At 39.4% G+C, this 14,300-nt stretch carries 7 protein-coding genes and 1 tRNA gene; 6 read left to right on the top strand and 2 right to left on the bottom strand.

Annotated features, from left to right (window positions below):
• Positions 1 to 87: 87 nt before the first annotated feature.
• Together K2F45_RS16810 and K2F45_RS16805 are read right to left on the bottom strand one after the other, a co-directional pair.
• On the bottom strand, positions 88 to 2,277 hold the full coding sequence (locus K2F45_RS16810; RefSeq protein WP_075993182.1) for a glutamine synthetase III family protein: 2,190 nt from the start codon (positions 2,275 to 2,277) through the stop codon (positions 88 to 90).
• 175 nt (positions 2,278 to 2,452) lie between these two features.
• A complete protein-coding gene (locus K2F45_RS16805; protein ID WP_075993181.1) occupies positions 2,453 to 5,272 on the bottom strand; it encodes a S9 family peptidase in 2,820 nt (939 codons plus the stop codon).
• Between the two features lie 94 nt (positions 5,273 to 5,366).
• Here K2F45_RS16805 and K2F45_RS16800 point away from each other — a divergent pair, with 94 nt between their 5' ends.
• The 6 genes from K2F45_RS16800 (at position 5,367) to K2F45_RS16775 (ending at position 14,258) form a co-directional block, all read left to right on the top strand.
• A complete protein-coding gene (locus tag K2F45_RS16800) occupies positions 5,367 to 6,104 on the top strand; it encodes an SIMPL domain-containing protein (RefSeq protein WP_075993180.1) in 738 nt (245 codons plus the stop codon).
• Between the two features lie 114 nt (positions 6,105 to 6,218).
• Positions 6,219 to 6,298, top strand: a tRNA-Leu gene (locus K2F45_RS16795).
• A gap of 598 nt (positions 6,299 to 6,896) precedes the next feature.
• Complete coding sequence (locus K2F45_RS16790; RefSeq protein WP_075993179.1) at positions 6,897 to 8,210, top strand: PDZ domain-containing protein; 1,314 nt, start codon at positions 6,897 to 6,899, stop codon at positions 8,208 to 8,210.
• A 523-nt stretch (positions 8,211 to 8,733) separates the two neighbouring features.
• Positions 8,734 to 10,125, top strand: a complete 1,392-nt coding sequence (locus K2F45_RS16785) for an RtcB family protein (protein ID WP_075993178.1) — start codon at positions 8,734 to 8,736, stop codon at positions 10,123 to 10,125.
• Positions 10,126 to 10,129: 4 nt separating this feature from the next.
• Positions 10,130 to 10,753, top strand: a complete 624-nt coding sequence (gene prfH, locus K2F45_RS16780; protein WP_075993177.1) for a peptide chain release factor H — start codon at positions 10,130 to 10,132, stop codon at positions 10,751 to 10,753.
• Between the two features lie 271 nt (positions 10,754 to 11,024).
• Positions 11,025 to 14,258, top strand: a complete 3,234-nt coding sequence (locus K2F45_RS16775; protein WP_075993176.1) for a SusC/RagA family TonB-linked outer membrane protein — start codon at positions 11,025 to 11,027, stop codon at positions 14,256 to 14,258.
• The last annotated feature ends 42 nt before the right edge of the window (positions 14,259 to 14,300 follow it).

Here is a 14,300-nt window from a genome sequence, read left to right as displayed (position 1 = left end):
AGATAAGGAGCAAGAGATAACGAACGTTTCCCTAAAACAAAAAGAGCCTGCGGTATCGCAGGCTCTTTTTGTTTTAGAGAAGTTATCTTAACTTAAAAATAAGATCTCTCTCAATTTTGGAAGAGGCCATTTTTTGTCATCAACAATTTTCTCCAATTTGTTGACATGATAACGGATCACATCGAAATATGGTTTAACCGATTCATCGTAAGCGATTGATCTTTCACGTACGTCATCAATTTGGTTTGCTTTTTTACGTTCCTGACGCATTGCTTCCGCCTGCTCTAGGATGGTATTTACGTGTGTTGAAATACGTTCTACAAAGTTCAATTGAGAGCTGAATGCTGCCTGCGCTAGACCAAGGTCTTTTAATCCTTTGACATTTTCAATCAATTCGTTTTGATAAATGAAACATGCAGGAGCAATTTGGTTATTAACCATCTCTTCGATGACACGTGCCTCAATTTGTAATTTTTTATAGAAGTTTTCAAGCAAGATTTCGTGGCGAGCTTCTGATTCACGTTTAGTATAAATACCTAGTGATTCAAACAGGGCTAAAGATTCTTCTTTTACATAAACATCTAATGCTTTAGGTGTAGATTTGATGTTAGAAAGACCACGTGCCTCAGCTTCTTTTTCCCACTCTTCGCTATATCCATTGCCTTCGAAACGGATTGCTTTTGAATCTTTGATGTATTTGCGGACAACATTTAAGATCGCAAGATCCTTTTTAATGCCTTTTTTGATTTGTTTATCTACTTCCGTTTTGAACTCGATCAATTGTGCTGCAACGATTGCATTCAATACGGTCATCGGTAAAGCAGAGTTTGCAGAAGAACCAACAGCGCGGAACTCAAACTTGTTACCTGTAAAAGCAAATGGCGAAGTACGGTTCCGGTCTGTATTGTCCAATTTCAATTCAGGAACCTTAGGAATACCATGCCATAAGTTTGCCTCTGCTTTTACTTTTTTAGCAACACGAGCAGATTCAACTTCTTCTAAAAGCTCATCCAATTGAGAGCCTAAGAAAATCGAAATAATTGCTGGCGGAGCCTCATTTGCGCCTAGGCGGTGATCGTTGCTTGCACTAGCAATAGAAGCGCGCATCAAATCAGCATATTCATAAACAGCTTTAATGGTATTGACAAAGAAAGTCAAGAACATCAAATTGTTTTTAGGCGTTTTTCCAGGAGATAATAAATTTACACCGGTATTTGTGATTAAAGACCAGTTGTTGTGTTTACCAGATCCGTTGACACCGGAGTATGGTTTTTCATGCAACAATACTTTGAAGTTGTGTCTTAAAGCAACTTGTTCCATGAGATTCATCAACAATTGGTTGTGATCGATAGCCAAGTTGATTTCTTCGTACATTGGAGCACATTCAAATTGAGAAGGTGCAACTTCGTTGTGACGAGTCTTTAAAGGAATGCCTAATTTTAACGCTTCATTTTCCAAATCCACCATGTAAGCTAATACGCGCTCTGGAATTGCACCAAAATAGTGGTCTTCCAATTGTTGGCCTTTTGCCGACATGTGGCCAAATAACGTACGGCCAGTTAACTGAAGATCTGGACGAGCATTATATAAGGAAAGGTCAACCAAGAAATACTCCTGTTCAATACCAAGAGAAGCATTTACTTTAGTGACCGATTTATCAAAATATTGAGCAACATCTGTTGCCGCTTTATCTACAGCGTTGATCGCTTTCAATAAAGGAGCTTTATAGTCTAATGATTCACCCGTATAGGAAACAAAAACTGTTGGAATACATAATGTTTTACCAGCGCCTGTTTCGTAAATGAAGGCAGGAGAAGATGGATCCCAAGCTGTATAACCTCTAGCTTCGAACGTGTTACGGATACCGCCATTTGGGAAAGAAGATGCATCAGGCTCTTGTTGAACCAGTGCGTCAGCTGTAAACTTTTCAATGGCTTCACCGTTTTCATCTGGCTCAAAAAAAGCATCGTGTTTTTCAGCAGTCGAACCTGTCAGCGGTTGAAACCAGTGTGTGTAGTGAGAAACGCCGTGGTTAAGTGCCCAAGTTTTCATGGCCTGTGAAATGTGTTCAGCCAAATCTCTTGAAATAATCTGTCCCTCTTCAATGGATGCAACTAACTCCTTGTATGAATTTTTAGGAAGGTAGTCTTTCATTTTGTTTACGGAAAAAACATTCTTTCCGTAGATGTCAGTTGCTTTTTTAGTTTCAACTTTTTCAAATGAAGCAATTTGGCGTGAGCCTGCTGCTTCTACTGCTTTGAATCTTAGGTTCGACATTTGTATTTTGTAGTTAAATTACAGTTTTGTTGATTTTGTTTTTCAAAAATATTGTGTTTTTATTGAAAACTGAAATTTTTTTTGATGTTTTTTGTGAAATAATTCAAAAATTATGGTTTTTGGCTAATAAAAAAGGTGTGATTTCTATAAATCACACCTTTTTTATTGTTTTGTGTTATAATTCGAATCCCCAGTCTATTCCTTTTTCGGTGGCAGGTACTCCTTTCTTCATCCAAGCAGGAGCGGGGGCACCTTTTAGGAAATGATCGAAGAACTGCTGCTCGCGAATTTGTATATCCTTGCGGTTTTGTCGCAGCATGAGGTTATGTTCATCACCATTATAATTCAGCATCCATACAGGTTTGTTTAATCGGCGCAATGCAGTAAACATTTCAATGCCTTGATACCATGGTACGGCCCCATCATTGTCATTGGCCATAATGACAACGGGAGTTTTAACTTTATCCAAATGGAATAAAGGTGAGTTTTCGATGTACAGTTCCGGAGCTTCCCATAGGGTTTTTCCGATGCGGCTTTGTGTATGTTCGTATTGGAATTGACGCGACATACCGGTCTGCCAGCGTATTCCGCCATAGGCAGATGTCATGTTGACAACAGGAGCACCAGTCCAAGCTGCAGCATACATATTGGTCCGTGTAATGAGGTGAGCAACTTGATAGCCGCCCCAACTTTGACCTTGTATTCCCATCTTCGTACTATCAACCCATGCATTCTGAGCGAGGTATCTCATCCCCGAATTGATGTATTCTTCAGCTGATTGACCAGGGTGACCTGTTTTGTAGCTTATATTTGGTGCAAATACAAGGTATTCGTTACTTACAAAATAGGGGATGTTCAAACGTGATGGCGTAGGAGCAGGAGGTTGATATGTATATAATCCATCGGAAAGCTTTTCATAGAAATAAGCTATAATGGGATATTTTTTTGCAGGATCAAAATTTTCTGGTTTATAAAGAATTCCCTCAGCCTGATTTCCTTCAGGCGTTGTCCAGTGAACAAGCTCCGCTGTACCCCAATTGTAATTAGCCTGTTGGGGGTTAATATTGGATAGCTGTAATTCGTCTTTGAACTTAATGGTATTGGTATATATATTAGGTGAATTCATATAATCCTCTTTACTGTACAGTATCGTCTGTTGATCTGCTGATGAGCTGATATTCTTGAACGTTTTTGCCTCTACCAAAAGACGTTTAGGATCGTTATGTTGTCCCTTGAACTGGTAGAAACCAGACTCTTTGGTTTTATTGTCAAAAGACGTTAGAAAACCACCCTTTTTATAGTCGAGTGTTGTGGCTTGTTCGCGATCCTCTTCTCTTTTTAAAGGCAAGTAGCGGAAAGTTGTCTGGGAAGCAGCTCCATAGCCGTTTGTCAAGATGGATTTGTTGGATCCGTCCAAGTTAAAATACCAGATATCATATCTCGAATTGACGTAAATCCCTTTAAAGTCTGGGCTCCACGCCGTCATGCCGTATCCTTGTGCTGAGGTAGGCATATCATTTTCCTCGTCGGCAAAGGACGCCGGTATACCGTCATTTAGAACTGTTTTTTTCTTTGAACTAACCTGATAGGAATTCCAGGTTCCTTTATCTTGGTCGAAATATACGATGTATTTTGCGTCAGGACTTAAGATTGCATTTCCCGAAAAGTCTGAAAGGATTAACTCTTTATTTCCTGTTTTTGTCGAAACCAGATAGATGTCATCTCTTGTTCTACCTTCCCATTGGCTTGCGATGCGCTTGCCAAAATCAGTACGCGCTAAGATATACTCTTCATTTCCGTCCGGTGTAAGTGCGGTGGAGTTGAATGTTTGGTCCGTTAGGGGGATAATGTTACGATTGTATTTGGGGTAAGTGACCGCTAAGAAGTTTCTTGCAAGGTCTTTCTTTAAATTTACCAACTGCATGGGTTGTAAATAATCGTCTTGCCAGTTCCAAACGTCTACTTTAGCATGCTCAAAATCAACCAAAGTGGTGTCTTTGACACGCGGTATTGGTGCTATGCCGAAAAATAACTTCTCTCCATTTTTGCTGAAACGGATATCCCCATCCCCGCTAACGGCCCAGTTTTTAGGTATACCATTGCTGGTTTTTGTTGCGAGATATTGGGCTGTATCTATACCATTTGAATAGTAATATAAATTATAATTTTTCAGCAATGCCTTTTCATTGGAGAGATCCCCTAGGTAAGCGAGCTGGTTGCCTGATTCATCAAATTTGAAATTTTTATAATTGCCTTTTCCATTTGATATCTTTTTAAGCTTTTTAGTTGCTATTTCGTAGAGGTAGACTCCAGAATCTTTTGACAGGCTATCTTTAGAATCTGTTTTTTTTGAAAAAACAATTTTTGATCCGTTTTTATTCCATTCGTATTGGTCTACGGATGAAAATTGTACCGAATCACCAGAATTTAAATCATATAAAGCAAGAGTGGCAACCGTTTTTTTCTTTTTATCGCTGCTTTTCTTTGCTGATGGGGCATCAGTGGCCGTCTTTGTTTCAGATTTTTCATTTATTTCCTTGTCGAAAAGAAAAGAAACGAAATTGTTGTTTTGATCGGCAATTTTGTAGGATTTTACCTGCGCAAATTTGACAAGGGATGAAGTCGTTAAATTGTAGATCGCCAATGAATCTTTTGGGAGTTCTTCGGCTTTCTTCTTTTTGATTTTGGCTTCGCGGGTTACGGCAAATGGCGCTTTTACCAAACTTAGCAGATGGTTTTCAGTATCTGTCAGTTTTCCATTATATCCGCGGGGAATTTGAATGAGTTCTTTGTTTTCTTTGGTTTTGAGAAAAAGCTGATTATCGCCTTCTTGTGGTACGACCTGGAACAGGACAAATTTTCCCGATTTACTGATATAGGGCGATGATACGCTTTGCCAACTATCATATACCGTATGATCCAATGGTTTCTTTTGTGCATGGGCAGCGAATGCTGCCAGAAAACAAAATGGAATACAGATACTTTTCTTATTCATATTTTAAACCTTTTTGTCGCAATTTATTCATAAAAAATAAATAAACATCGATTTTTTGGTATATTCATTGTTACGTAAACATAAAAAACTGGTTATGAAATCATCATCCGCTGTTATTATTTCGATTATAATGGGCGCTGTGCTCCTGCTTGGCACCTGGATATTGGGTACAGCTTATCGCTATAAGTTTAAATCGACGCAGACAATCACTGTTAATGGTAATGCCAAAAAAGATTTCGAATCCGATCTAGTCAAATGGAGTGCTACTTTTAGCCGAAAGAATTATGAATTGAGTGCCGCTTCAGCACAATTGGCCACTGATCGTGATTTGGTGCGGGATTTTTTAGTACAACAGGGGGTTAAAGCCGACGAGATCCGTTTCGAGGCCGTTAATATTGCCAAAGATTTCGAATATCATACAGATGGAAAGGGGAATGGTTATAATACTTTTTCCGGTTATACCTTATCGCAGGCCGTAAGTGTCGAATCAAAAGACTTAAATAAAGTGGACAATGCCTCACGAGAAATATCGACATTAATTTCCAAAGGGATAGAACTTAGCTCCAGCACCCCCAATTATTATTACTCCAAGCTAGAGGATCTGAAATTGGAACTTATTTCACAGGCTTCAAAAAATGCACATCAACGTGCAGACAATATTGCAAAGGAATCGAATGCCGGATTAGGTAATCTGGTAAAGGCCGATCTCGGAATTTTTCAGATAACAGGACAAAACGACAATGAAGAGTACTCTTCTGGCGGTGCATTTAATACAAGCTCGAGAAAAAAAACAGCTAATATCACGGTTAAAGCAAGTTTTTTGAGTAACTAATGAAAAATTATTCGACTGAATTTCAGTTCTATATTGGTTTTCATTGAAAATTTGTTCAAAAAGTTTTCTCCTTTTCAATAAAAAACCTACTTTTGCATCATCCCAAACGGATATGCCCGGATGGCGGAATTGGTAGACGCGCTGGTCTCAAACACCAGTGGGAAACCGTGCCGGTTCGACTCCGGCTCCGGGTACTAAAAGCCTCTTTACTTACTGTAAAGAGGCTTTTTTTGTGCGCCTATGCTGCATCTGACCTGAAGATTGCCTCAAGTTCCGGATTATAACTAATCAAGGTAGGTACTAAAACAGATACATCCTAATATCAATTTATATCTAATAACAATTTTCAATCAATCTTTAGACAGTGATCATTCAGTGCTTATTCAATTTGCACTGAATGATCACTGAACAATCACTGAACGAGCACTGAGCAAGCACTGAATAAGCACTGTCTTAAGATCTAATTTGGTCACTACTTGATTCTAAGTTGCTGCAGCTATTGCTTGTTCTTTGGTGTTTCTTCGCTTATTGTAGCTACTTTCATTAGACCTTCCTCGGTATTCGTTTGCCGTTTCTTTGGTGTTTCTTTGGTATTTTAACAATAAAACAGCAATAAAACAGCAAAGAAATAGCACAGAAACGGTAAAGTAGGTGTAATCTTGAACCAGACTTGTAGATAAGAAGGATAAATTAACTACCGTCGAAATGGCAATAAGAAATGGGCTTTTTTTTATAAACGTTCTTTAATCTGAATATTCTTGTTTAAATTGGAAATACCAAATATAAACTTGGATGAAAACAGTTTTTTTATCGCTGGCACTGCTGTGTTTTTTCATTACTCATGGGCAAGTGGGGTTTGTCTTAAACGGAAAAAAGAATGTTAAAATTCCTTTTCTTTTCGTACATAACCTGGTGATTATACCTGTACAGGTAAATGGATATATGATGAACTTCCTGTTGGATACGGGGGTTAAAGAAACCATGATATTTGGCGAAACATTAAAGTCAATTGATAGCGCTGTTTTTGTTAATAAATTTCAGGGACTGGGCAGGGAAGAGGGGTTGGATGGCTATTTATCCATACATAATCAGGTGAATATTGCTGGGGTATATGAAGATTTAGACCAACCGATCTATATTCTTCAAAATGCGCATATTGATATCTCTACCCGGATAGGCGTGGAAGTTAATGGAATTATGGGAAGTCGCTTTTTTGAAAACCAAATGATGGAAATGGATTTTCAAAAACATCGTATTACCTTATATGCCAAGGCGAACCGGCCCAAGGGACTTGACAAGATGCAGCGTTTGCCGCTGGATATTTTAAATAGTCGTCCCTATACTTCGGTTGCTTTTAAACAGGGGGATGTTTCTATTGATGGTCGTGTATTGATCGATATGGGAAATAGCGATGCTTTGATGCTTATTCCTTCTAAATTAAACAATTTTGATATTAAACCCCCATTTATCGATGACTACATAGGGCAGGGGTTTAACGGTGAGATTTATGGAAAGAGAAATCGAATCCGATCGCTCGAACTTGGGCCATTTACAATGAATTACCCGCTTGTGGCATATCCTGAGCTGAGCTCGTTACAGCATGCAACATTTGTAAGTGGTAGGATAGGTTCCATTGGCAACGAGTTGTTGCGCCGATTTAAAGTCGTATTTGATTATCCCAACAAGTCGATATATCTTCATAAGAATAAAGATTTTGACCGCTTTTATTATTTGAATATGAGTGGCTTGGAGATTATACATGATGGCATTAAATACGAAAAAGAAGAAATACCTGTCGTTTTGCAAAAAGATGGTGGTACAGAGGTAAGAATGGGTAGCAGCGTACAGTATCGCTTTGTACTTCGAAATATGTACAAAATTGCGACCGTTCGTGATGCTTCGCCTGCGGCAATCGCAGGACTAATGCCTGGAGATAAGGTTGTACGGATCAATGGTAGAGCTGCATCGTCATTTTCCCTGGAGTCAATTCACAATCTTTTTAAATCAGAAGAGGGAAAGGAAATGCATTTTCGAGTGACCAGAGGCGAGAAAACACTCGATTTTAAATTTGTGTTAAAGGATCCGCTTCCATTTAACTCGGATTAAATTTTTGCGAATTTTTCCATTTTAAACTGAACTTGCTTATATTTGCACTTGATAATACTATTTTAATAATTTATACACGAAAAGATATGTTGGTCGCTAGAATAATAACACAGCAAGCTTTTAAGGCAAATGGATTTGCCGAAAGCAATCTTCGTGCTTTTCGTCCTATTTAAGATATTCTTCGAAATAGGAGCGCATCGTGTCTGTTCAATCCGCTGGAGTGAATAATCAGGTCGCTTTACTTCTTTTGAAAAACCAATTTATACAGATGAAAAAGCCGAAGTTCATTCGGGCTTTTTAATTTTCCGGATTTTCGTTTCTATTTAGCTATTCAAAGCTCTTCAGGGCTGCAGCGTTTTTGAAAAACAGGTGCGTTCGACTCTATAGGAGTAATTGACTGTGCATTAAGAAAAAATGCTTAATAGAATCGTAATCCCCAAAAGAATATTCCCGAAATTTTTTCAAAAAGGCTGCCGATTTCCAAGAGGAAATTGATGGCTAATTATTTATATTTTTTATAAAAATGGGAAGTAAATTAGCGGGAAAAGATCTAGTAAAAATAGGTTTTCCACAAAATAATATAGTTAATACAGCTTTAGGGCTGATCACAAGGTATCGAAAGAAGGAAAATAAAGAAAACATTCTTCTTGAACTTACTGAATTGATAGAAGCTCCGGAGCGATTTATGGGGCATAAAATATGGGGAAAGGTCTCTGAAGGACTTGTTAAACCTGTTGAAGTACGCATGCAGGAGCTTCATTCACATTGTGCTCCATTTAGCATATTTGGTGAAAATGAAATTGATGAGCAGGCAAAAAGACAGTTGTATGATGCACTGAGATTGCCTATTTCAAGGCAAGGTGCACTGATGCCGGATGCACATACAGGGTACGGACTTCCCATCGGCGGAGTACTGGCCACAGAAAATGCCGTTATACCGTATGGTGTAGGCGTAGATATTGGTTGTCGGATGAGCCTGTCGATATTCGATTTACCAGGCAGTTATTTCAAAGGAAGGGAATTCCAACTGAAAAATATATTGAAGGAAAATACCAAATTTGGTTTAAATGACACACATCGTGATAAGCATGACCATGTTGTTTTCAGTAGAACTGAATTTCAGGAAATCCCACTATTAAAATCCCTGTTGGGTAAAGCTTACAGACAATTTGGGACTTCTGGTAGTGGAAATCACTTTGTCGAATTGGGCATTGTTGAGCTTCAAACCGTGCGGGAGGAATGGGGGATAAATCCAGGACAGTACTTGGGGATTTTATCCCATAGTGGCTCTCGAGGTTTGGGGGCGAATATCGCTAAGCATTACACAAGTCTTGCAGCACAACAATGTCCATTACCGCGTCATGTCCAACATTTGGCCTGGTTAGATTTAGCAGGCCAAGAAGGACAAGAATACTGGATGGCAATGAATTTGGCTGGAGAGTATGCCCAGGCCTGTCATGCAGACATCCACCGACGTTTGGCGAAAGCACTTGGCGGTAATCCCGTGGTAACGATCGAAAATCATCATAATTTCGCATGGAAGGAATTTGTGAATGGGGAGGAATGCATCGTTCATCGGAAGGGAGCAACACCTGCAGGCAAGGGCGTGCTGGGGGTGATTCCCGGCTCGATGACAGCACCAGGGTTCATTGTGGAGGGAACGGGAAACCCCTTAAGTTTACAGTCTGCTTCCCATGGAGCGGGGCGTGTCATGTCGAGATCTGCCTGCAAAAATAATTTGACAAAAAGCGCTATGCTGAAAGATCTGGATGCACATGGTGTGGAATTGATTGGCGGCGCATTGGATGAATCACCCCGTGCATATAAAGATATTCATCGGGTGATGAAATTACAGCAGGAGTTGGTAACTGTTCTCGGAACGTTCAGTCCGAAGATTGTACGTATGGACAAATAAGGTTATGAATGAAAGGTATTTACAAATTTCTTCGGGACGAGGTCCTAAGGAATGTAATATGGCCGTTAGGTTGGTAGTCGACAGAATCTCTTCTGAATGTAGTAGAGTAGGAGTTGAGGTCACGGAAATAGAAAAAGAAGAAGTGGATGGACTTCCTTGTTCGTTAATCGTCAGATTGAGAGGAAAAGATATGGATCAATTGATTGATCATTGGATTGGTACAATCTGTTGGGTGTGTAAAAGCCCTTTTCGTCCTTTACACAAACGGAAGAATTGGTTTGTCGAAGTTAAAACGTATCATCCGGGTGAAAAGAAAAAGGTGTTGGATGTGAAGGATGTAAATTTCCAAACGATGCGAAGTAGCGGTGCAGGTGGACAGCATGTCAATAAAGTAAGTTCTGGCGTTAGAGCGACGCATGCTCCGACAGGGATAAGTGTTCAGGTGATGGATACGAGATCACAATTGCAGAATAAAGAGATCGCAATGCTGCGCTTGGCTGCACGTCTGCGGGATTTGGAAAGTGTTGAGTTAAATACAGCCAAAGAAGAAAAATGGAAAAACCAAATCGAGGTGACGCGGGGACAGGCGAAACGGGTCTTTGTTGGACAGAAATTTATTGAAAATTAAGTAATTTGTATTGTTTTTACTGAAGCGAAAACCCTTGTCAATATGTTGGCAAGGGTTTGTTTTTTTAGTGGTATTGTCTTGTTTAATAGGTGCTTGTGGTTTGTTTGTTCAAGCTGGGTGATATGGGTTTATTGTTTGGAGGTTGTAATATTTTAACATTTGAGGTTAAAATATGGGTAATATTGGTCAATATCATAGCGAGCTCTGTTTTAACATTTGCATAAATTAGATTTTATAAAAGCATTTTAAACTAACTAACAGAGACTAGCTTATGAACAAAAGAAGTATTGCAATACTAGCATCCAATATACTAGTATGTTCTGCGCTTTATGCCCAAACAGCACTTAAAGGCAAAGTGTTGGATCAGGACGGCAAACCAATACCGGGAGTATCGGTAACCATTCGAGGCGGTGCCGGCACGCAGACAGGAATTGATGGTGGATTTTCATTAACATATACAGGTGGAGGAGTTTTAAATGTCACTGCAGTTGGTTACAAATCCAAGCAGTTTCAACTGAATAATCAAACGAATTTAAACGTTACATTAGAATCTTCAGCAGAGAATTTAGATGAAGTCGTGGTTACCGCATTAGGTATCACAAGAGAGAAAAAATCCCTGGGTTATGCCACGCAGGAGGTCAAAGCGAAAGAATTGACAGATGCCGGGCAACATAGCCTAACAGGAGCATTGGCGGGTAAAGTTGCAGGTGTACAGGTGAACCAATTTGGTGGAGCGATAGGTTCTTCAGCGCGTATTTCAATTCGTGGAAATACATCGTTGCAGGCAAATCAGCAGCCGCTTATTGTAGTGGACGGTATTCCTATTACAAATAATTCTCAGCGTAGTGGTGATAATACGTATACTGGGGTGGATTACGGTTCGGGTTTAAACGACATTAATCCAGATGATATCGAAAGCATCAACGTACTGAAAGGTGGGGCTGCAGCATTATATGGTATGCGTGCTGGTACAGGCGTTATTATGATTACGACAAAATCTGGAAAACGCGCCGAAAACGGAGTGCAGATTTCGTACGACGGAAATTTTTCCATCGACAGGGCGGCCAATTTACCGAAGTACCAAAATTTATACGGTCAGGGATCACGTGGGGATGAATACAGTTTTAAGAAATTTGGCGGAAATCTATCCTATCAGGATTATGTAACGCAGAATTCATTCAGTTATGTTGATGGTACAGGAAACATTGGGGTTAATGATAATATCGATGAATCTTGGGGTCCTCGCATGGACATTGGCTTGTTGATACCACAGTTTAACAGTCCGGTTGTGAATGGTGTACGCCAGGCAACCCCATGGAATTCACATAAAAACAATGTTAGAGAGTTCTTTCAAACCGGTTTTTCTCAAAACCATAATGTTTCATTACTTTCCAAATCAGATCGATCGTCTACACGCGCATCTATTTCCTTTAGGGATCAAAAGGGAACGGTTCCCAATACAGATCAGAAAAAATATACCGCGCAGCTGAACAATGAATATAAGGTCAGTGATAAAGTATCTTATGATATCATGAGTAATTTTACGCGTACAGAAAGTAACAATTTGGTCACGCAGGGATATGATGCTGCCAATCCAATGAATGGCCTGATCTGGTTTGGCCGTCAGGTGGATATGCAGGACCTGAAAAAAAATTGGGATCAAAAAGATGCACAAGGGAATTATACCTATTACAATTGGAATTCCGCTTACCATATGAATCCTTTTTATACGATGCACGAATCGCGCAATGCAATGAAGATGAATCGTGTTTTCGGTAAGACCTCCTTATATTATCAACCTTTTGATTTTTTAAAATTCGAGGGGCGTGTAGGATTGGATTACTATAATACCCATATGTTTGAAACGACGTATTTTAACTTTGATAACCAAGATGGTAAGTTCAATGAAATAAAAAATAGCAATTCTGATTTTAATGCAGATTTTATTGCAAATTTTAATAAACAATTTGGCGATCTGAGTTTAAGCGGTATTTTGGGTGCCAACTACCGGGATTATCAATTTGAAACAAATACAATAGGCGCAAAAGGATTAAATGTATTGGGTGTCTATACCATTTCGAATAAAATTGGTGATGCTTACACCTTTATGGACCATTCAAAAGGCCGCTCCAATTCGGTATATGGACAGGCTAATTTGGGCTGGAAAGATCAATTGTATTTAGATTTGACCGCACGGAACGACTGGTCTTCAACGTTAAAGAAATCCTTTTTCTATCCTTCGGCAAGTTTAAGCTGGATCCCAACAGCTTCATTTGAAGGTCTGAAAAGTGATTATTTGAATTTTTGGAAAATGCGATTTAATCTGGTGAAAGTGGGTAACGCTACACAACCTTATCAAAATGGAAACTATTATTATGCACAAACAGACGCTTATAATAACCTGGCGCAAATGTATAAAAGCATGGTCTATGCGATTGAAGGCCTAGAACCTGAAGCCATTACTTCTTATGAAATTGGTACTGAGCTGGGTTTATTCAAAGACCGTCTTCATTTGGACCTTACCTATTATCAAAAAGTAAATAAAAAACAATTACTTTCTGTACCTACCTCCAATGTGGTTGGGTTTAGCAGTATCTTCTTAAATGCCGGAGAAATTCGGAGCAAGGGGATTGAAGTTCAATTACGCGGTGATATCCTGAAGCGTGAAGATGGGTTAAATTGGACAACGACTGTCAACTTTTCAAAAGATAAAAATAAGATTATAGAACTTTACCCGGAATTAGGCTTGGATGATTTGAGGCAGGGTTGGACTTGGGGTATTTCCAATATGGCTTCTGTTGGGCATCCTTGGGGTAGTTTGGTAGGGCCAGGTTATGATCGTGTAACAGATGGACCGATGAAAGGTGCTATTAAAGTGGGTTCCAACGGTCTGGTTTCTACACCACTTGATGGTCAAGTGATTGGTAATGCTGTGCCGGACTTCTTGGCTTCGATGCGTAATGACTTCACCTTTAAAGATTTTAGATTCGGCTTTATGCTCGATTTCCGTAAGGGGGGAGATATTTGGTCACAAACAATGTCCCATGGTTATGCGACGGGTATAGCGGAAATTACTGCTGCAGATGGCATTCGTGAACGTGCTATTCTTGCCGGTCGTGACGTGATGAAAAACGAAAGGTTTGCAATGTCGGACGGAAAAGGAGGCTGGGTTGCAAATACCATTGAGACTTCAGCACAAGACTGGTATGAAAATGGAGGCATTGCCGAAATGTATGTTTTTGATGGTTCTTTTCTGAAATTAAGAGAGGCCTATATTTCTTATAATTTACCCAAACATTTGTATAGTAAAATAAAAGGGATTAAGCGTGCTAATATCTCTGTTACAGGAACCAATTTAGCGTTGCTTTGGGTGCATAAATCGAATACGATGCGATTAGATCCGGAAGGCGGAGGTGTATCTAGCGATTCTAGAGGTGTAGGATTTGAGCAAGCCAGTGTTCCAAACTCAAGAAGTATAGGTCTTAAACTTGGTTTTACATTTTAATCGACAGATAGAGTTTAAGATATAGAACCCTCAAAAAATTAT

This window comes from Sphingobacterium siyangense (assembly GCF_023277505.1).
In the GTDB taxonomy this organism is placed as follows: Bacteria; Bacteroidota; Bacteroidia; order Sphingobacteriales; family Sphingobacteriaceae; genus Sphingobacterium; species Sphingobacterium siyangense.
The sequence above is the reverse complement of the archived record's forward strand: the minus strand, read 5'-3'. Positions and strand labels throughout refer to the sequence as shown.